The 20740-nt window shown below is 63.1% G+C and carries 18 protein-coding genes; 5 read left to right on the forward strand and 13 right to left on the reverse strand.

Annotation, left to right across the window (positions count from 1 at the left end):
- Positions 1-210 precede the first annotated feature (210 nt).
- The 9 genes from AZF01_RS15710 to AZF01_RS15750 form a co-directional block, all read right to left on the reverse strand.
- Positions 211-1167, reverse strand: coding sequence for an IS481 family transposase (locus AZF01_RS15710; protein ID WP_061449600.1), 957 nt, complete (start codon positions 1165-1167; stop codon positions 211-213).
- Positions 1168-1354: 187 nt separating this feature from the next.
- Positions 1355-2038, reverse strand: a complete 684-nt coding sequence (phoB, locus tag AZF01_RS15715; RefSeq protein WP_024709144.1) for a phosphate regulon transcriptional regulator PhoB — start codon at positions 2036-2038, stop codon at positions 1355-1357.
- 31 nt (positions 2039-2069) lie between these two features.
- Positions 2070-2783: a phosphate signaling complex protein PhoU gene (phoU, locus tag AZF01_RS15720; RefSeq protein ID WP_024709145.1), complete on the reverse strand. Its 714-nt coding sequence runs from the start codon at positions 2781-2783 to the stop codon at positions 2070-2072.
- 40 nt (positions 2784-2823) lie between these two features.
- Positions 2824-3591, reverse strand: a complete 768-nt coding sequence (gene pstB / locus AZF01_RS15725; protein ID WP_061449712.1) for a phosphate ABC transporter ATP-binding protein PstB — start codon at positions 3589-3591, stop codon at positions 2824-2826.
- 41 nt (positions 3592-3632) lie between these two features.
- Complete coding sequence (gene pstA, locus AZF01_RS15730; protein WP_024709147.1) at positions 3633-4961, reverse strand: phosphate ABC transporter permease PstA; 1329 nt, start codon at positions 4959-4961, stop codon at positions 3633-3635.
- Positions 4958-6448: a phosphate ABC transporter permease subunit PstC gene (pstC, locus tag AZF01_RS15735; protein ID WP_036237753.1), complete on the reverse strand. Its 1491-nt coding sequence runs from the start codon at positions 6446-6448 to the stop codon at positions 4958-4960. The genes pstA and pstC overlap by 4 nt, the downstream gene beginning before the upstream one ends.
- 73 nt (positions 6449-6521) lie before the next feature.
- On the reverse strand, positions 6522-7550 hold the full coding sequence (locus tag AZF01_RS15740) for a substrate-binding domain-containing protein (RefSeq protein ID WP_024709149.1): 1029 nt from the start codon (positions 7548-7550) through the stop codon (positions 6522-6524).
- Positions 7551-7717: 167 nt separating this feature from the next.
- A complete protein-coding gene (phoR, locus tag AZF01_RS15745; protein ID WP_081725832.1) occupies positions 7718-8983 on the reverse strand; it encodes a phosphate regulon sensor histidine kinase PhoR in 1266 nt (421 codons plus the stop codon).
- 61 nt (positions 8984-9044) lie between these two features.
- On the reverse strand, positions 9045-10322 hold the full coding sequence (locus AZF01_RS15750) for a hypothetical protein (protein ID WP_024709151.1): 1278 nt from the start codon (positions 10320-10322) through the stop codon (positions 9045-9047).
- 224 nt (positions 10323-10546) lie between these two features.
- On the opposite strand from AZF01_RS15750, the gene AZF01_RS15755 reads away from it, so the two are divergent.
- The 5 genes from AZF01_RS15755 (at position 10547) to xylA (ending at position 16779) form a co-directional block, all read left to right on the forward strand.
- On the forward strand, positions 10547-11308 hold the full coding sequence (locus AZF01_RS15755) for a DeoR/GlpR family DNA-binding transcription regulator (protein ID WP_024709152.1): 762 nt from the start codon (positions 10547-10549) through the stop codon (positions 11306-11308).
- 191 nt (positions 11309-11499) lie between these two features.
- A complete protein-coding gene (locus AZF01_RS15760; protein ID WP_024709153.1) occupies positions 11500-12651 on the forward strand; it encodes an extracellular solute-binding protein in 1152 nt (383 codons plus the stop codon).
- A 217-nt stretch (positions 12652-12868) separates the two neighbouring features.
- The gene (locus AZF01_RS15765) at positions 12869-13897 is read left to right on the forward strand and encodes a LacI family DNA-binding transcriptional regulator (RefSeq protein ID WP_024709154.1); all 1029 of its coding nucleotides are present in this window, start codon (positions 12869-12871) and stop codon (positions 13895-13897) included.
- Positions 13898-13930: 33 nt separating this feature from the next.
- The gene (gene xylB / locus AZF01_RS15770) at positions 13931-15388 is read left to right on the forward strand and encodes a xylulokinase (RefSeq protein ID WP_024709155.1); all 1458 of its coding nucleotides are present in this window, start codon (positions 13931-13933) and stop codon (positions 15386-15388) included.
- Between the two features lie 80 nt (positions 15389-15468).
- Positions 15469-16779 carry a xylose isomerase gene (gene xylA / locus AZF01_RS15775; RefSeq protein WP_024709156.1) on the forward strand — a complete coding sequence of 437 codons (1311 nt, stop codon included), beginning with the start codon at positions 15469-15471 and terminating at the stop codon, positions 16777-16779.
- 158 nt (positions 16780-16937) lie between these two features.
- On the opposite strand, the gene AZF01_RS15780 is transcribed toward xylA, so the two are convergent.
- From AZF01_RS15780 to AZF01_RS15795, 4 genes are all read right to left on the reverse strand, one after another.
- Positions 16938-17765, reverse strand: coding sequence for an SDR family NAD(P)-dependent oxidoreductase (locus AZF01_RS15780; RefSeq protein WP_024709157.1), 828 nt, complete (start codon positions 17763-17765; stop codon positions 16938-16940).
- A gap of 111 nt (positions 17766-17876) precedes the next feature.
- Positions 17877-18956, reverse strand: a complete 1080-nt coding sequence (locus tag AZF01_RS15785) for a hybrid-cluster NAD(P)-dependent oxidoreductase (RefSeq protein ID WP_024709158.1) — start codon at positions 18954-18956, stop codon at positions 17877-17879.
- 1 nt (position 18957) lies between these two features.
- A complete protein-coding gene (locus AZF01_RS15790; RefSeq protein ID WP_024709159.1) occupies positions 18958-20202 on the reverse strand; it encodes an aromatic ring-hydroxylating dioxygenase subunit alpha in 1245 nt (414 codons plus the stop codon).
- Positions 20203-20328: 126 nt separating this feature from the next.
- On the reverse strand, positions 20329-20703 hold the full coding sequence (locus AZF01_RS15795) for a RidA family protein (protein ID WP_024709160.1): 375 nt from the start codon (positions 20701-20703) through the stop codon (positions 20329-20331).
- Positions 20704-20740 lie beyond the last annotated feature (37 nt).

A 20740-nucleotide genomic window follows, 5' to 3' on the forward strand; every position in this document is an offset into this window, starting at 1 on the left:
GCATCCCTGAAAAGCCCTCTTGCCGGCGTGCATATCCGCCGACGGCCGCCCTCAGTCCAATTGGACAATCGGGCGTGAAAAATCAATCGCCGCAAATCTGTTTCAACAGAGCCGAACGGCTGACCGGCACAGCATAGCTGAACCGGTTCCACCCGCAATGACGGATATTAAATCGTTTAGAAAATCTTTATGGCGGCGTTACGGGCGCGCCTAGATGTGGAGCCTCAAGAGGTTGTCTCGGTTCATGCCGAGTCGACTGATCGGTGTTTTTGACTTTATGCCGCCATGCGGACGGTGCCAATTGTACATGTGGTTCCAGTTCGGCAGATGCCGTTTTCGGTGCTCTGAGGATGGATAGGCGCGCGCATAGGCCCATTCGCGCAATGCTGTCTGGATGAAGCGCTCGGCCTTGCCGTTTGTCTTTGGCGTGTAAGGTTTGGTACGAATATGTTTCAGATGGAGCGCCTTGCAGGCTTTCGCGAAATCCCCGGCAATGTAGCACGAGCCATTGTCGGTCATGACCCGCTTCACCGTGATGCCGAGGCTTTGATAATAGGCGACTGCCGCCTTGAGAAATGCGACGGCGCTTTCAGCCTTCTCGTTGGGCAAGATGTCAGTGAATGCGATCCGGGATGCATCGTCGATACACACATGCACATATTCCCAGCCGATGCCGCGTGAATTGCTCTGGCCGGTCCTGTCACCTGTGATGCGGTGGCCGACGCGATTAAAGCGGCCAAGGCGCTTGATGTCGAGATGGATCAGGCCGCCCGGCTCGTCATATTCGTAACGCACGACCGGTTCGGCTGGAGCAATGTCCTTCATCCGGGACAAACCGACCCGCTTGAGAACGCGGCTGACGGTGGCCGGTGACACGCCTGTCTCCATGGCGATGTGCCTGCCGGTCAGGCGCTGACGACGAAGGGCGGCAATGCGCTCGCACAAGATGGCATCGGTCTGCCGGGGACTGCTCCTGGGCCGCGACGACCGGTCAGCCATTGCAGCGCGTCCACCCTTTCTGAAGCGCTCGACCCAACGAGACACGATCTTGTGGGAAACGGCATAGACTAAAGCCGCCTGCGCTTTCGTGAGCGCGCCAGACAGAACGGCAACAGCCATCTCCTCTCGACGCAGCGGGGTCAGTCGGGCATTCTTGTGAATGTTCATTCGGAGCCTCCGGTGAGTGCTGAAGCGTGGTAACTCCAGTCTCCTCGGTACGCTCCGAATGGACAACCTCCTGAAAGCCCACACCTAGAGCGCCGTGCGTCCTTTCGGACGCACAAAGGACGCTCTAACCTATTGAATCTACGCATCGTGCTTTCCGAAAAGCGATTCCGATTTTCGGGCCGATGCGCTAGACTTCCATGGAATAGCCGGCGCCGCGCACGGTGCGGATCACATCCGGCATCTGCGAGAAGTTGAGCGCCTTCCTCAGTCGACCGACATGCACGTCGACGGTACGCTCGTCCACATAGATGTCATGGCCCCAGACGCCGTCGAGCAACTGCGCGCGGGAAAACACTCGGCCGGGCGATGTCATCAGGAATTCGAGAAGCCTGAACTCGGTCGGACCGAGGCGGACTTCGCGCGCCTTACGGTGCACCCGGTGGGTCTCGCGGTCAAGTTCGATATCGCCGCATTTCAGCACGCTGGAGAGCACTTCCGGACGCGCGCGCCTCAAGATGGCCTTCACCCGCGCCATCAGCTCCGGGGTGGAGAACGGCTTGACGACATAATCATCGGCGCCGATCGCCAGGCCCCGCACCCGCTCGCTCTCCTCGCCGCGCGCCGTCAGCATGATGATCGGCAGGCGTTCGGTCTCCGGCCGCATTCTCAGGCGGCGGCAAAGCTCGATGCCGGAAACGCCGGGCAGCATCCAGTCGAGCAGAAGCAGATCGGGTACGCGCTCCTGTAGCCGGATTTCAGCTTCGTCGCCGCGCATGATGGTTTCGACCTCATACCCCTCGGATTCGAGATTGTAACGCAGCAGAACGCTGAGCGCTTCCTCGTCTTCGACAACTGCGATTTTCGGAACCATAGGACGTATGTCTCCCTTGTATTGACTGGCTTCAGAGATCGTCGGACCCGACGGCCGGGGAATTGTCGTCCTTGGGACGCTCTCCCTGCGGCTGGGAGCCGGTTGCAATGTAATAGATCATCTCGGCGATATTGGTGGCGTGGTCGCCGATGCGCTCGATATTCTTGGCGCAGAACAGAAGATGGGTGCACGAGGTGATGTTGCGCGGATCCTCCATCATATAGGTCAGAAGCTCGCGGAACAGCGAGGTGTAGATCGCGTCGATTTCATCATCGCGCTCGCGGATGGAGCTCGCCTTGTCGGCCTGGCGCGAGGTGTAGGCGTCCAGCACCTCCTTCAATTGCAGGAGCGCCAGTTCCGACAGGTGCTCGATGCCGTGGGCAAGCTTGCGCGGCACACCGGAACCCTGCACCGAGATCACGCGCTTGGCGGTGTTCTTGGCCATGTCGCCGACGCGCTCGAGATCGGAGGCGATCCGGATAGCGCCCATGATTTCGCGCAGGTCCGCCGCCACCGGCTGGCGCCTTGCGATGACGACGACTGCCTTTTCGCCGATCTCGCGCTCCGCCTCGTCCAGCACGAGGTCATCCTTGATCACCTTTTCGGCAAGCTCGGTATCGGTGTTGACGAGCGCCGTCACCGATTCGCTCACCATTTCCTCCGCCAGACCGCCCATCTCGGAAATGCGGCGCTGGAGATATTTCAGTTCGTCGTCGAATGCCGTCAGAATATGCGATGGAGCCATGACTGTTCCTTCCTTGGCGTGAGCCTGCGGCAACCGCCCCTCAGCCGAAACGTCCCATGATGTAATCCTGGGTGCGCTGGTCCGCGGGATTGGTGAAAATCGTGTCGGTGTCGTTCTCCTCGACCATATGGCCGAGATGGAACATGGCCGTGCGTTCGGAAACGCGCGCGGCCTGCTGCATGGAATGCGTCACCATCACGATGGTGTAGTTTTCCTTCAGTTCGGAGATCAGTTCCTCGACGCGGGCGGTCGCGATCGGATCCAGCGCCGAGCAGGGTTCGTCCATGAGGATGACCTCCGGACTGACGGCAATGGCGCGGGCAATGCACAGCCGCTGCTGCTGGCCGCCGGAAAGGCTGGTGCCCGGCTCATGAAGCCGGTCCTTGACCTCGTTGAACAGGCCCGCCTTCATCAGGCTGGTCTCGACGATCTGGTCGAATTCGCTGCGGTGGCGGGCCAGCCCGTGGATGCGCGGTTCGTAGGCGACATTCTCGTAGATCGATTTCGGAAACGGGTTGGGGTTCTGGAACACCATGCCGACGCGCGCCCTGAGTTCGACCACATCGATCCCCGAGGCATAGATGTCCTCCCCGTCAAGCGTGATCATGCCGGTGACGCGGCAATTGTCGATCGTGTCGTTCATGCGGTTGAGCGTGCGCAGAAAGGTCGACTTGCCGCAGCCGGACGGGCCGATCAGCGCGGTGACCGCGTTTTCGCGGATGTTGAGACTGACATCGAACAGCGCGCGCTTCTGTCCGTAGTAGACGGACACCGCCTGGCCGGCCATCTTGTATGTCGTGTTGCTCATTGTCGTTTTCCAAGTCTTTTCACGGTCGGGTTCCTCATGGCCTATCTGCGCCGCTCGAAGCGCCGCCTCAGGATGACGGCCGAAATATTCATCAGGATGAGGAATGCCAGCAGCACGATGATGGCGGCGGAGGTGCGTTCGACAAAGGCGCGCTCGGCTTCGCCCGCCCACATGTAGATCTGAACCGGAAGCGCGGTTGCCGGATCGAGCGGGCTCGCCGGATAGTCCGCGACAAAGGCGACCATGCCGATCAGAAGCAGCGGCGCCGTCTCCCCAAGCGCCTGGGCGAGGCCGATGATCGTTCCCGTCAGGATGCCGGGCATGGCCTGCGGCAGGACGTGGTGAAAGACAGCCTGCATCTTCGAAGCCCCGACGCCGAGCGCCGCCGAACGGATGGAAGCCGGCACGGCCTGCAGCGCCGCGCGGGTGGCGATGATGATCGTCGGCAGGGTCATCAGCGTCAGCACCAGCCCGCCGACGAGCGAGGCCGAACGCGGCAGTCCCAGGAGACCGATGAACACGGCAAGGCCCAGAAGGCCAAATATGATCGAGGGAACGGCCGCAAGATTGTTGATGTTGATCTCGATGATGTCCGTAAACCGGTTCTTCGGCGCGAATTCCTCGAGATAGATCGCCGAGGCCACGCCGATCGGCAAGGCCAGAAGCAGGACCACGCCCATCATGTAAAGCGTCCCGACAAAGGCAACGCCGATGCCGGCGGATTCGGGCCGGCTGGACGCACCATGGGTGAAGAAGCCGGTATTGAAGGATTTCTCCATGAGGCCGAGCGCCTCGAGCCGATCCATCCATTCGAGCTGGCGATCGGAGACGCGACGGCTCGTCTCGGGCACGGACAGGTCGATCTGCCCCTTGTAGGCCGAATCGATGTCGGCCGACGCCAGAAGCCGCACATTGACCGTCTCGCCGATCACCGAGGGATCTTTCAACACGACGTCGCGCAATTCCACCCGGCTCGAGCGGGAGATCATCCGCATCGCCGCGCGCATTTCGGGACCGTTTGCCGGGCTGATTTCCAGCGTTTCGGCGAGCGCCGCCTCGACCAGTTCGGGATAGTCCGCCGTCAGCAGCAGGCGGGAATCGTCTTCCCGCGCGCCCTCGGGATCGATGACGGCGGCATCAAAGGTGATCGGCAGCGTGATTGTCGTCTGCTGAAAGGCCGTATAGCCCTTGCCGATAACGGAAAACAGAAGCGCCGCGAGGAAGAAGATTCCGGCCGAGATCGCGAGCACGCCATAAAGGCGAAAACGGCGCTCGGCCGCATGGCGGCGCTTCAGCCCCTTGCGTCGGGTTTCGGCCAGTTGCCGGCGATCCTCTTTCCGTTCGGTCGCGGTGCTGAATGTCTCGGTCATTCATACTGCTCCCGGTATTTGCGCACGATATAAAGCGCATAGACATTGAGGCAGAGCGTGATCACGAACAGCGTGAGGCCAAGCGCGAAGGCAACCAGCGTCTGCGGCGTATCGAATTGCAGGTCGCCCGTCAGCTGGTTGACGATCTTGACCGTCACCGTCGTCATCGGCTCCAGCGGATTGATCTGCAATTGCGCGGCGACGCCTGCGGCAAGCACCACGATCATCGTCTCGCCGATGGCGCGCGAGGCCGTCAGAAGCAGCGCCCCGACGACGCCGGGAAGCGCTGCCGGCAGGACCACGCGCTTGATCGTTTCCGACCGCGTGGCGCCGAGGCCGAGCGAACCCTTGCGCAGGCTGTCCGGCACCTGACTGATGATGTCATCCGACAGTGATGAAACGAAGGGGATGAGCATGATGCCCATGACCAAGCCGGCCGTCAGCACCGACTGCGCCTCGATGAAATTGCGGTAGCTGCCGGTGAACAGCCCGTTCAGTTCCGCCGAGATGTCGCGCAGCAGCGGACCGACGGTGACGAGCGCGAAGAAGCCGTAGACGATGGTGGGGATGCCCGCCAGCACTTCCAGCAGCGGCTTGGTGACCGAGCGTAGCCTGGCGCCTGCATATTCCGACATGTAGATCGCCGCATAAAGCCCGACGGGCACGGCCACCGCCATGGCGACGAGGGAAATGTAGAGCGTGCCGGCCAGCAACGGAATGAGGCCGAACTGCCCGGCAGAACCGGCCTCGCCGGCCGCGGCAAAGCGCGGATCCCAGACCGTGCCGAAAAAGAAGTCGGCCGGCGGCACGGCCGAGAAGAAGCGCAGCGTCTCCGTCAGCATCGACAAAACGATGCCGACGGTCGTCAGGACCGCGATCGTGGATGCCAGAAGCAGGACCGCGAGCACCACCTGCTCGACCCGCCTGCGCGCGGCAAAGGCAGGGCTGACGGATCGATAGGCAAGTCCGAGCGAGACCAGCGCCACGGCGAGCACAGCCGCAGCCATGGCAGCGTTTGACCGCGCCGAAAGCGCGTTGAGCCTTTCGGCCGAAGCAAGAACAAAGGGCCTCGGCGAAGCGGCAAGCGGAATGCCGCGCTCGGCCAGCACGGCGCGCAGTACGCCGGCATCCTCGTGAACCCGCGCCCGGGCATCCTCCGGCAATTGTCTCAGGCCATAGGCAACGGAGGTGACCGAATTGTAGACCAGGGTCTGCGCCGCCTCCGGCTGCTCCTTCACGCTCTCTGGAAAGCCGGAGCGGATCTCCGACCCGATGATGAGCGGACTTGCCACCATCCACGCGGCCATCACCACCAATGCCGGGATGACGGCGGCGATCGCTGCGAGGCTTGCGTGATGGTCAGGCCTTGAATTCAGCCGCGCGAGGCGCGAACCGGCGAGCGCATAGGCCTTCGCCCGCGCCGAGAAATAGCCGGCGACGCCAAGCGCGAGCACGAGCGCCAAGATGATCAAAAAGACGTGCGTCATATCGATCCAGACCGTCCGGGCAATTCCGGACATTGATTGCGATTGCCCCCGGCTTGCGGATGGCAACCGGGTGTTATTGCAGCGCCGCCTCGAAGCCTGCCAGCATGTCGGCGCGTTGCCGCTCCGACGCTGGCACGAGGCCATATTCGGCCAGCGGGCCATAGGGGCCGGCCATCGCGTCCGAGAGGAAGAATTCGACATAGTCCTTCAGGCCCGGAATCGCGCCCACATGCGCCATCTTGACGTAGAAGAACAGCGGCCGCGACACAGGATACTCGCCGGATTCGACCGTTTCGGCTGTCGGCGTGACGCCGGAGATCGTGGCCACGTTCAGCTTGTCGGCATTGTTGTCATAAAAGGACAGGCCGAACACGCCGAGGCTCGTTCGGTCGGACACAACCCGCGCCAGCGTCTCGGTATAGTCGCCGTCGATGCCCGGCGCCCGTCCATCCTTGCGCACGGCAATGCAACGGTCAATGCCCTGCTTTGCGCCGAAGTTTTCCTCGAGAAAAGCAAGCGCGCCTGCCTGTTCGCAGCCGACGCCCAGCACCTTTTCCTCGAAGACTTCGCGCGTGCCGTGCTTCTCGCCGGGAATATAAGCCTTGATCTCGACATCGGGCAGCGCCGGGTCGATCTCGGGCCAGCGCGTATAGGGGTTCTTTAAGAGCTTGCCGTCTATCACGAGTTCGGCGGCCAGAGCCCGATAAAGATCGAGCGGCGTCAGGTCCATGGCGGGCATCGAGACGTCGGTGGCAAAGACGATCCCGTCATAACCGAAGGGGATTTCGGCGATCCCGGTGACGCCGTTGGCCGCGCAGGCAGCGATCTCGCCCGGACGGATCGGCCGCGATGCATTGGCGATATCGATGCTGCGCGGACCGACGCCCCGGCAGAATTCCTTCAGGCCGGCCGAGGAGCCGCCGGATTCCACGATCGGAGTCTTGTAATCGGGGAAGATCTCGCCGAAACTCTCGGCAACGATCTTGGCGTAGGGCAGAACGGTCGACGAACCAGCAATCTGGATCTGATCTCGCGCTTGCGTCGGACCGCAGGCAAGAAGCGCGGCAAGAACCGCAGCGGCCGACATTACGATTAGCTTCATGACGCATCCCTTGCGGGTTACATGTTTGCATCGTCTCAAGCGACGCCTGGTCCGCTTCCGTCGCGAACCGCCGGAACCGGACAGCCCGGTTTTATGTCATTTTTGATTCAGTTTTATGACAGTTCAGCCTATTGTTTTTATGACGTTTTTATTAAACGACGGGGCCGTCAGAATCGCACCGTGAAGGTGGTTCCCCTGCCAACCGCGGATTTGACCACCAGCCGCGCGCGGTGGCGGGTGAGGATATGCTTGACGATCGCAAGCCCCAGCCCCGTGCCCTTCTTCGAACGGCTGTCGGCGACCGAGACCCGGTAGAAGCGCTCCGTCAGGCGCGGAACGTGTTCGGCGGGAATGCCAGGGCCGTAATCCACGACGGAGACCTCCGGTCCGCCGTTTTCGGGCGCATTGAGATAGACGTCAACCCTGCCGCCATCGGCGCCGTACTTGCAGGCGTTCTCGATCAGGTTCTCGAACACCTCGACCAGTTCGTCATTGTCGCCGTTCACCGTCACCGGCTCTTCCGGCAGGAACAGGTTGATGGCGACATCCAGTTCCTCGGCCAGCGGCAGAAGGCTGTCGCGCACATGTTCGAGCAACGCGTTCAGCTTCACCTTCTGGTCCGGCGAGAGATGCGCCTTGGCCTCGAGCCGCGAAAGCGACATCAGGTCGTCGACAAGACGGCTCATGCGCGTTGCCTGGTCGAGCATGATCGGCAGGAAGCGCTCCTGCGCCTTGGCGTCGTTCTTCGCCGGCCCCTGCAGCGTCTCGATATAGCCGCGCAGCGAGGCCAGCGGCGTCCTCAGTTCATGGCTCGCATTGGCAACGAAATCGGAGCGCATACGGTCGATCCGCCGGGCCTCGGAAATGTCGCGCAGCACCAGCATGAAGACCGGCTTGGCCCCCTCGGCGCCAGCAACGGGAGCAACCCTGACGAGATAGACGCGTTCCGACGGCAGGCGCTCGGAATATTCGATCTGGTTGACGCGGTTGTTCGCGAGCGTATCGCGGATGACGTCGAGAACGCCCGGCGCGCGCATGCGGGCGGAGATATGCGATCCGAGCGGGAAGCTGCCGAATGTGGCCCCGGCCGCGCGGTTCTGGAACAGCACGGTTCCGTCCGCGGCAAGAAGATAGACGGCAAGATCGATCTCGTCGAGAAACCGCGGCAGGTCGCCGAAATCCGCCCGGCCCTCGCCGGGCGCCGAAGCCTCTTCCGGCACTTTCGCCTCGCCGCCGGCGGGCACGGCCCCGATCAGGGCGGCAATCGAAACGGAGAGCCAGCCGACGGCCGCCGCAACCGGCGGAGCAAGGCCGAAAAAGACGGCGGAAACGGCGGTGACGGCAGCAACCAGAAGGACAAGCCGCGCGGCCAGCGCCCGGGCTGCAATCGCCCTAACCGTCTCTTCCAGCCTTTTCACCTGATTCCCTCGCATTCTCCGCAAGAAGCGTTGCATATACGCCTTTTGTGACAGGAATATTCAACGCCGCATATCTTCAGTCAGCGAACTGCGCCCGGATGGCGAAAATGTCGAGCGGCGCGCCGGCGCCGCTGAGATCGCTCGAGATCATCAGCCGCGTCGGCAGAACACCGCCCCGGCCCGGATCGAGACGGACCACAAGGCTCTCGCGATGGGCGCTCGGGGTGAAGCGATGGCGCTGACAGCCGTCGATCGTGCCGTCGGCGCAGTAGATGCCGACCTGCTGTCCGCCACCGTCAGGCGCGAGCACGCTGACCTCGACCAGCACCGGACCTTCCTCCAGCATGCCCCTGACCGCCGTTGGCAGGGCCACGGCGACCGCGCCGGCATCGCCCGTTGCCCGTGACGCGATCTCGACGGCCGGCGCGCTGTCGACCGTGACGCTCTCCATTGTCGCCGCAGACCCGGGAACAAGACTGTTTGCGCCGCCCGGCTGGAATACGCCCGTCCAGCTGGATGCGCCTTCGAAGTCCTCCGCCTCGATCAGCGGCGCGGGATTGGGCACGGCGGTGTCGAGTGTATCGGGGTTGAGGGCGAAATTGGATGTGACGACCCACCAGCCGCCGAAAAGAAGGAAGGCGAGCACGACGACCCCGATCAGCGCCCGGGCGAAGAACCCGCGCCTGCGGGACGGCCGCTCGGCCCTTGCCGACCGGCGCGCCTTTTCCCTTTTCTTCGGGCGTTTCGCCTTCGAAGCCTTCAGCGTCTTGCCGACCGGCCGGCGCTCCTCGGTTACGGCCGTGAGATCATCGATGGCCGAAAACGCTGCCGCGTCGAGATGCCCGCTCTCCTTGCGGTCCTCCGGCGAGACGGCAAAATCGGCCTCGGTGAAATCGGCGTCCCTTCTGATCTCGGGTTCCACGACCGGACTGGAGGGATAATCGAAATGGGCTTCCGGTTCTCCATGCAATGCCATGTCATCGAGCCCGGGCGCGTCCGGCGGCTCGGGCTCGAACGAAGGTTCCCGCCCTTCCGGCGGTTCGGGGGCGGCGCGGTGACCGGGGCTTTCCGGCACACGGCCGACGGCAAAGGGATCGTCAAAGACATCAGGCCGGGGCTGACGCGCCGCGCGCGCATGCCGAGCGGCTTCCGCCTCCTCCCGCTCGATTGCGGTGATGATCTCGTCAAGGCGGCGACGCTGGCGGCCGATCGCCTTGGTCTCCGTGATGCCCTGCTTGGCCAGCCCGCTTTCCAGCGCCTGTCGCGCGGACTGATAGATCCGCGCCCGCTGGTTGGCATCCTCCCTGTCGGTGCTCTCCAGCGCTTTCCTGATGGCTTGTTCCAGTCCGCTCACACTTTCATCCCGTCACGTTTCATGAGGCACTCAAAACGCTATTGACAGTGTTTCCCCCGTCCGATCAAGGCAAAATACCGAATGCCGCCTGCAATGAAGCAATCCTCCCGCCGGCCGGAGAACAACGCGCCACGACTGCAAAGCGTTGCAAAAACGCGGGAAAAATGTCTCCCTTGCGGACAGTGTGCCGCATCATCGGCATGGAGACAAAGCCCGAGGGAACAATGTCGCAAACTTTCCGCCTCGATGACCTGATGCAGATGGCCCGCACGGAAGGCCGGATTGTGGCCGAGGACGCTGCAAAGCGCATGGGCGTGACGGTACAGACGATAAGGCGCGACCTGCTGAAACTCTCTGAAGCCGGCAAGCTTACCCGCGTCCACGGCGGCGCCGTGCTGGCGTCGGGCACAAGCAATATCGGCTATGCCGACCGGCGCGAACTCAACACGGCGGAGAAAGAGGCGATCGCTGCCGCCTGCGCCGCGGAAATCCCCGACAATGCCGCGATTTTCATGAATATCGGCACGACCACGGAAGCCGTCGCACGCGCCCTTATTGGCCATCGCGGCATTCTTGTGGTCACCAACAACATCAATGTCGCCAACACGCTTGTCGCCAATCCGGAGTGCGAGATCGTGGTGGCCGGCGGGCAGCTTCGGCGAACCGATGGCGGTCTGGTGGGCACGCTTGCCAACCGCATCGTCGAGCAGTTCAAGTTCGATCTCGCCATCATCGGCTGTTCGGCGCTGGACGCTGACGGCGACCTTCTCGACTTCGACATGCTGGAGGTCGGCGTCAGCCAGACGGCGATCGCGCGGGCGCGCAAGACATTCCTTGTTGCCGACCACACGAAATTCGCCCGTTCGGCCCCCGCCCGGATCGCCTCGCTCGCCGATATCGACACCTTCTTCACCGATCGTCCGCCTGAAGCCGGACTGACCGCCCGCTGCAAGGCGTGGAACACACAGATCGTGGTTGCCGGCTGAAGCTTCTCCTTCCGCGCGGCCGCAAAACGTCCGCCGCGCCTTCCCGAACGGAACAAACAGGCCCCTGCCCGCTTTGTTCTCGGGAAGAGCGGCCCTGCCGGCCGGATGAAACGCATGCCATCGGAAACCGAAAGCTGCCGCACCGCCAGCCCCGGCCGGTCGCGGAGCCATGACGCGGAGCGCGAGATTTGATGACGACACTGAAAGGTCTGACATGGAACCATCCGCGCGGTTTTGCGCCGCTGGAGGCCGCTGCCCGAGCGTGGCGGGCGCAAACCGGCACATGCATCGAGTGGGATACGGACAGCCTGCAGGATTTCAGCACTGTTTCCGTCGCGGCGCTGACGCGGGACTACGACCTCCTCGTCATCGACCACACGCAACTGGGCCATCTGACCCGCGACAGATGCCTGCTGCCGCTGCAAATTGAAGGCCGGGAAAGCGCGCGCCGGGAAATCGAGGCCGGCGCCATCGGCCAGACCTGGCGCGCCTACCATTTCCGGGGGCAGCAATGGGCCTTTCCGATCGATGCCTCGGTCGAAGTCATGGCCTTTCGTCCCGACCGGCTCAGCCGGCCACCGGCCGACTGGCAGGCGCTCGTGGATCTTGCCGAAGACGGCAAGATCCTGCTGCCGCTGGGGTCGCCGCATGCGGTGATGGTGTTCTTCACCATCGCAGCCGGCCTCGGCACACCCTGCCGGGCGGAAGAGGAAGGGCCGCTGATCGACGAGGATGAGGGCATCGCCGTTTACGAGCACCTTGCGGAACTGGCAAGCCTCGTGCCGGAGGACAATCTGGCGGCCGACCCCGTCGCCGTTCTGGAAAGGCTCTCGGGAGGCGACACGGATGCGGTCGCGGCTCCCTTCATCGCCGGCTACCGGAACTACGCGACCGAGGGTTTTCGCGCCAACCGGCTTGCCTTCGCCGACGTTCCCTCGATCCGGGGCGACGGCGTCGCCGCCTCGGCGCTCGGGGGAACCGGCATCGCCGTATCATCCGCTTGCGGTCATCCGGAAGAGGCGATCGACTTCTGCCACTGGATCGCAAGCGGTCCGGTCCAGTCCTCTCTCTACGCCGACGCCGGCGGCCAGCCCGCCCACGCCGCCGCCTGGAACGACGAGAGGGTGAATGCGGCCTCCGGCAATTTCTACCGCGACACGCGCGGCGCGCTCGAACGCGCCTTCTGCCGCCCGCGCCACGGCGGCTACGTCCGCTTCCAGCAGGAGGCCTCCGACGTCATCATCGAGGCGCTGCGCACCGAAGCGCCTGCGATCGCCGTCATCGGCCGCCTCAACAAGCTCTTCGAGGACAGTTTCGTAGCTGCGCCAGCGGCCGCAGTCTAGGCGGCGCCATGCATGCCGCCGATCGCTGTGTTTGCAAACGTCAAGCGATGGCCTCCTTGCTCCCCGGGGCAGCCATTTTCAGGGAATTTCATTCGACCGGCGATTTTTGATTTACGTACATCATTCTTCGCGCTATAGTCCGCCCAACGAGGACCGCAAAGGTCTCGGACGGGGCCGTTCGGCTCCGGCGAGGAGCGAAACAGACCAGGCGGACAATATGCGCCCCACCGTACATGATATCGCTGCAGAGGCAGGTGTGAGCCTTGCGACCGTTGACCGCGTGATGAACGCACGTCCGGGCGTCAGGGAAAAGACCAAGGTCAAGGTGGAGCAGGCGATCGAAAAGCTCGGTTATGTGCGCGATGTCGCGGCCGCCAATCTTGCCAAGGGACGGACATACCCCTTCACCTTCATTCTGCCCTGCAACGAAAACGCCTTCATGGGCGAGTTGCGCGACGCCGTGCTGCAGGCCAATGAGCGCGGCCGCATCGAGCGCACGCAGATCACCATTGTCGACGTGCCCGCCTTCGACGCCGAGGCGCTCGCAGAGGCCCTTGTAGCAACCGGCGAGAGCAATCCGGCCGGCATCGCCGTCGTCGCCATCCAGGCCGATCCGGTGCGCGAGGCCGTGCGCAAGCTGACCGACCGCGGCATTCCCGTAGTCACCCTCGTTTCCGATCTGGAAGACAGTACCCGCGATCATTACGCCGGCGTCGACAACCCCGCCGCCGGTCGTACCGCAGCCACCCTGCTGGGGCGCTTTCTTTCCAGGCAGAAGGGGACGATCGGCGTGCTTGCCGGCTCGCTCTCCGTGCGGGACCACCAGAACCGCTTTTCGGGTTTTTCCGAGATCATGGCGGCGCATTTTCCGGAGCTTTCCATTCTGCCGCCAATGGAGGGACGGGATGATTCGGCGCTCGCCCGCAAACTGGTTTGCGAAGCGGTCGAGGCCCATCCGGACATGATCGGCCTCTACAGCCTCGGCGCCGGCAATCGCGGCCTGATCGCGGCGCTGGAAGAGGCCCGGACAAAAGGCCGCGAACTCGTCACCATCGCCCACGAGCTCTCCGCCCATTCGCGCGAGGCGCTCGAAACCGGCCTCTTCGACGTCGTCCTCAACCAGGATGCCGGCCATGAGGTCAGAAGCGCCATCCGCGTGCTGAAAGCCAAGGCCGACGGCCTGGAGGTGATCGCCGCCCAGGAGCGCATTCGTATCGACATCTTCATCAAGGACAATCTGCCGTGAACAGGAAGCTGATCACAACAAGGGAGGAAAGACATGTATCTCGGGCTTGACCTCGGCACCTCCGGCCTCAAGGCCATGCTGATCGACGAGAACCAGAAGGTAATCGCCAGCGCCGACGCGCCGCTCACCGTCCAGCGCCTGCATCACGGCTGGTCGGAGCAGAACCCGGCTGACTGGATCGCCGCCTGCAAGATTGCCGTCGGCCGCCTCGCAGAACGCCATCCGGCCGAGCTTTCCGCCGTCAAGGGCATAGGCCTTTCCGGCCATATGCACGGCGCAACGCTGGTCGATGCGGCCGGCGAGGTGTTGCGGCCCTGCATCCTGTGGAACGACACCCGCTCCTATGTGGAGGCCGCGCAGCTCGACGACGACCCGCGTTTCCGCGCGGTCACGGGCAATATCGTCTTCCCCGGCTTCACCGCGCCGAAGCTTGTCTGGGTCAGGAAGAACGAGCCGGAGATTTTCGCGAAAGTCGCGAAGGTGCTTCTGCCGAAGGATTATCTCCGCTTCTGGCTGACCGGCGAATATATCTCCGAAATGTCGGATTCGGCCGGCACCGCCTGGCTCGACACGGCCAGGCGCGACTGGTCGGACGAACTGCTGGCGGCAACCGACCTTCGCCGTGAACAGATGCCATCCCTTGTCGAAGGATCGGAAGCGGGCGGCGCACTGAAACAGGCGCTGGCGTCGGAATGGGGCATGACCGGCCCGGTCGTCGTGGCCGGCGGCGCCGGCGACAATGCGGCCTCTGCCTGCGGCATGGGCACGGTTGCAGACGGCGCGGCTTTCGTCTCGCTCGGCACGTCCGGCGTGCTGTTCGCCGCCAACGATCGCTACAGGCCGAAACCTGAAAGCGCCGTCCATGCCTTCTGCCACGCCCTTCCCGGCACCTGGCACCAGATGGGCGTGATCCTGTCGGCCACCGACGCCCTCAACTGGTACGCCAAGGTGACCGACAAGAGCCCGGCCCAGCTTTCGACCGAGGTTGGCGACACGCTTCAGGCGCCGGGCGATGTGACCTTCCTGCCCTATCTTTCCGGCGAGCGCACGCCGCACAACGACGCCGCCATTCGCGGCGCCTTCATCGGCCTTGCGCATGAAAGCGACCGCTCGGCGATGACCCGCGCGGTGATGGAAGGCGTCGCGTTTGCGCTGCGGGACAATCTCGAGGCTTTGCGGTCCGCCGGCACCGAGCTTTCCCGCATCACCGCCATCGGCGGCGGATCGCGTTCGCGCTACTGGCTGAAAGCGGTGGCAACCGCCCTCAACCTGCCGATCGACATTCCCGCCGACGGCGATTTCGGCGCGGCCTTCGGCGCTGCCCGTCTCGGCCTCCTGGCTGCGACCGGCGCCGATCCGCTCGCCGTCTGCACCCCGCCGGAGACGGCGGAGACCGTTGACCCGGAGACGGCCCATACGGCTGCCTTCGAGGAGGCCTATCAGCGTTTCCGGGCGCTGTATCCGGCCATCAAGACCCTTTCCGGAGAATGATGCGAAGAGCGGGCGCCCGGCTGCACGCCCGGCCCCCGCGCCCCCGCGGACAATGACAACCCCAACAGGGAGTATCCAAGATGAGCACCGGCTTTTTCGGCGACATCGCCAAGATCCAGTATGAAGGCCCCGAGAGCGAAAACCCCTTTGCCTTCAAGCATTACAATCCCGACGAAATCGTCATGGGCAAGCCGCTGAAGGACCATCTGCGCTTTGCCATCGCCTATTGGCATTCACTGGCCTGGGAAGGCGGCGACCCCTTCGGCGGCCGCACCTTCGACCGTCCGTGGTATGACGGCGCGATGGACAAGGCGAAACTGAAGGCCGATGTCGGCTTCGAACTGTTTTCCCTGCTCGGCGCGCCCTTCTACTGCTTCCACGACGTCGATGTCCGCCCGGAAGGCGCGAACTTCGCCGAAAACACGAAGAACCTGAACGAGATCGTCGATTATCTCGGCGAAAAGCAAGAGGAAACAGGCGTCAAGCTTCTCTGGGGCACGGCCAACCTCTTCACCCACCGCCGCTTCATGTCGGGCGCCGCGACCAACCCGGATCCGGACGTCTTCGCCTTCTCCGCAGCAACCATCAAGACCTGCATGGACGCCACCAAGAAGCTCGGCGGCCAGAACTATGTCCTTTGGGGCGGCCGCGAAGGCTACGAGACGCTGCTCAACACCGACATGGGCCGCGAACTCAACCAGATGGCGCGAATGCTGCACATGGTTGTAGAGTACAAGCACAAGATCGGCTTCGAGGGCCAGATCCTTGTGGAACCGAAGCCGCAGGAACCGACCAAGCACCAGTACGACTATGACGTTGCCACCGTCTACGGCTTCCTCCAGAAGCACGGCCTGGAAAAGGAAGTGAAGGTCAATATCGAGCAGGGCCACGCGATCCTCGCCGGTCACACCTTCGAACATGAACTGGCGCTTGCCCGCACGCTCGGCGTTCTCGGCTCCATCGACATGAACCGCAACGACTACCAGTCCGGCTGGGATACCGACCAGTTCCCGAACAATGTTCCGGAAATGGCGCTGGCCTATTACCAGGTTCTTCTCGCAGGCGGCTTCACCACCGGCGGCACCAATTTCGACGCGAAGCTGCGCCGCCAGTCGATTGACCCGGCAGACCTGCTTTACGGCCATATCGGCGGCATGGATGCCTGCGCCCGCGGCCTGAAGGCAGCAGCGAAGATGGTTGAAGACGGCGCCCTTTCGAACCCGCTCGACGAGCGCTATGCCGGCTGGGAAGGCGAAACGGCGAAGAAGATGCTTGCCGGCGAAATGACGCTGGAAGACATTGCCGAAATGGTCGAAAAGGACGGCATCAACCCTCAGCCGAAATCCGGCCGCCAGGAATATCTGGAAAACATCGTCAACAAATACGTCTGATCACCGGACGGATCTGCAAGGCGAGAAGCCGGGGCGCGCAAGCGCCCCGGCTTTTTCCGTTTCCTCGAGCAGGCGTTGCAGCGACAGCGGCAACAACCGCGAACCGAGTTCCGCGTCACCGGGCATTATGCCGCGCGTGCCTGCGCATCGCAGCGTGATCAGGAAAGTCCCGTCATCCGAAGCGCCCGGCCGTCTTTTTCAACGATGTCATTCATCGCGCGCTCCAGTGCGTCACGATCGTCCGGTCCGCTGAGCATGCGGCCGGCGAGGCGATCGAAACGGCCGCGGGAAATGTCGGCAATCAGGGTCGCGGCCCGGGACGGCGGGACATTGACGCCATCGTCGAAAAGCTGCTGGATACCCGGCAGAAAGGTGCGGCCGGCCTCGGTATTGAGCTGCATTTCCGTCATCGTCGTGCGCACCAGACCCGGGTCGACTGCGAAGGCGAGCACACCGCCGGAGGACGTCGTGTCGTTCAGGCATTCGGTAAATCGCATGATGCCGGCTTTGCTCGACGCATAGCCGGAGCCATGGGGAAAGCTGGTGCCCGTACCGCCGCCGACAAGATTGACGATGCGACCGGTGCCCCGTTCCAGCATCGCCGGGGCGATCGCCCGGCAGGTATGAAAACATCCGCGCAGATTGATCTCCACGTCGCCCCACCAGTCGTCGGGGTCGCATTCCCAGATCGGACCGAAGGCGCGAAACGAGCCGTGATTGTTGATCAGGCAGTCGACCGGGCCGAGTTCCGAGGCGATGGTTGAAAGTGTCGCCTCGACAGCGGTCCGATCAACGAGATCGACTGCATAGGCTTTCGCCTGGCCGCCTTCGCGCGCGATCAGCGCCGCGGTCTCCTCGATCTGAGCAGCGGTGCGCGCAAGGACGGCGACCGTTGCGCCGGCGCGGGCCTGGTGCAAGGCAATTTCGCGCCCGATGCCGCGACCGCCGCCGGTAACCACGGACAGTGTTCCCTGAAGATCGGCCATCTTGTTCCTCCCCTGAATGGCTGGACCGCCATGTCGGAGCCCTGAAGAAGGCGGCGGCTTTACAATGTGAGGGGTGCAAGTCTGGCCGACAGCCGGCGGCAACGCAAGGCTTTACGCCTCCACCTCGACATCCGACAGCGGGCGCGAGCAGCAGGCGAGGATATAGCCTTCCTCGATCTCGTCATCGAGGATGCCGCCATTGTGCTGCATGTCGACCTTGCCGGACTTGCACAGGGTGCGGCAGGTGCCGCAGATGCCGCTTTCGCAGGCGGCGGGAATGCGTACGCCGGCATTGCGGGCGGTCTGCAGGATGGTGAAACCGGGCTGGACTTCCGCCGTGACGCCTGATTCGGCAAACGCGACGGTGAACAGCTTATCCTCGTCGCCGCTTTCGCCGATGAAGACGGCCGGCCGCGGCACTTCCGGCTTGAAAGTTTCCTGGAAATAGTTGTTTTCCATGTCGAAACTGGAACTTTCAAGCGATTCCCTCACCGTTGCCATGAACGGATCCGGCCCGCAGCAGAACACCGTCCGCTCGAGAAAATCCGGTACCAGAAGCGCGATCTTGGCGCGGTCGATGAAGCCTCGGAGCCCCGACCAGAGCTGAGTGCGTTCAAGCTCGGTGACGATGAAGCCGAGATTGAAGAACGGCATGTAGCGCGCCTTGTACTCCAGCTCCCAGCGGAAGATGATGTCGTTCGGCGAACGGGCGCAATGGATGAAGGCGATGTCGGTGTCGGGATCGCGATCGCCGAGATCGCGGGTCATCGACATCATCGGCGTGATGCCGGAGCCGGCCGAGATGAACAGATATTTCTCCGCCGGATGCTCGACATAGGAAAAATCGCCGAGCGGCCCGATCGCCTTCAGCTTCATGCCCGGATGGAGATTGTCGAACATCCAGCGCGTGCCGACACTGTCCTTCTGCGCCTTCACCGTCACGGCGATGGTGAACGGCCGCGTCGGGCTGGAGGAAATCGTATAGGTGCGCATGACCGGCTCGGGACCGACCGGCAGTTCCAGCGTGATGTATTGCCCCGGCAGGTAGCGGAACCAGATATTCTCCTCCTCCGCCCTGAAGGTGAAGGTCATCACGTCCGGTGCTTCCGGGGTCCAGGCGACGCATTCCAGCATGTGCTCGCGGCCATTCCACGGCACCATCTCGTCGATATGTTTGAACGGCTTGAGCATATCAGGCGACGATGGACAGAGGCGCGTTTTCGTCGGAGAGCCGCTCGATAGAATGGGTGGCGTACCATTCGACAAACTGCATCACGCCGCCCTCGTCCTCGGGCGAATAGGGGCCTGGCTCATAGGCCGGCGAACGGATGCCGCGGGCGTTCTCCTCGACGATCTGGCGATCCTGGTCATTGGTGAAGGTCCACACATGGGTGAGCTCGTCGAGATCGTAATCGATGCCCTCCACCGCATCCTTCGGCACCAGCCATGTGGTGGTGACTTCCGTTTCCTCCGGCCCGAGCGGCAGGACGCGGAAGGAGATCGCGTGGTCTCCGAGAAAATGGTTCCATGTGGTCGGGTAGTGAAACAGAACAAGCGCGCCGATGCCGGCTGCCGCCGTCTTCTCGCCCATCGGCTTGCGCACGGCGCGCTTGCCCGACATGGTGTAGCTTTCCGCTCCCGCGATCAGCGGCATGCGGGCGATGCGGAACTGGCCGTCCGGATTGATGAGGAATTTCGCTTCAAGACCCGCCGCCTCGCAATGGGCCCAGTGCGCCTGGATTTCCGGGTCCTCCATCATCCCCTGCACCCCGGTCACCGAGGCGGCTTCGGGATAGGTGCGGCAGAGTTCGGGATGATTGGCGGCGCAGTGATAGCATTCGCGGTTGTTTTCCCAGACGAGCTTCCAGTTGCCCTTTTCCACGATCGAGGACTTGAAAGCGACCTTGGCGTCGCGAATGTTATGCGGCGCGATATAGGGCGAAATGGCCGCGCGCAGCGGCGTGATGTCGGGCGCAACATCGGCGAGACAGATGAAGATATAGCCCTCGATGCTCTCGCAATGCACAGGCTTCAGGCCGAACTGCGCCTTGTCGAAATCCTCGCCCATGTGGCGCACATATTGCAGCGTCCCGTCGAGATCATAGGTCCACTGGTGGTAGGGGCAGACGAGCTTGGCCGTGGTGCCCTTCTCGGCGGAGCAGACGCGCGAGCCGCGATGGCGGCAGGAATTGTGCAGCGCCCGGATGACCTTGTCGCGTCCGCGCGTCAGGATCACCGAGTAGTCGCCGATCTGGACCGTCAGATAATTGCCCGGTCGCGCCAGTTCACAGTCATGGGCGACGAACAGCCAGTCTCGATAATAGAAGTTCTCCATATCGACCCGGAAATAGTCGGGATCGGTATAGAAGGATCGGGCCAGAGTGAAACCGTCCTGACGGTTTCTCAGTTCGTCGAGCATTTTCTGGCGTGTGGTCATGGGCGGCCTCCGCGGCGAAGACGGACAATAAGGCATATTAAACCATCGCCGGTTACGACCCCGCGTCCCAATCACGACATGACTTTCGGAAATGACGACACGGGACAATCGCGCTGGCCGCCGGGATCAGCCCGGCAGCAGGGCCGTTACCTCGATCTCGATCCGGTATTTCGGGTCGATCAGGCCGCATTCCAGCATGGTCGCCGCCGGCGGATGATCGCCAAAGGTCTCGGAAAGAAGCGGCCAGCAGGCCGGAAAATCAGTGGCCTCCGGCAGGTAATAGACCACCCGCACGACATCTCCAAAACCGCAACCAGCCTCGCCAAGCGCCCTTTCTATCGCATCGAGCGCGGAACGGCACTGGCCGACGACATCTTCAGGAACATCGCTGCCCTGCGCTGTCGTGCCTGAGACATGGGCAAAGCCGCCGGCCACCACCGCCCGGCAATAACCGATCTTCTTTTCATAAATGCCGCCTGAGGCAATCCGTCTTATCGTCATCAGAAAATCCTTTGTTGCGCAGGTCCTTTGTTCTAAA

The organism is Martelella sp. AD-3, assembly GCF_001578105.1.
GTDB lineage: Bacteria > Pseudomonadota > Alphaproteobacteria > Rhizobiales > Rhizobiaceae > Martelella.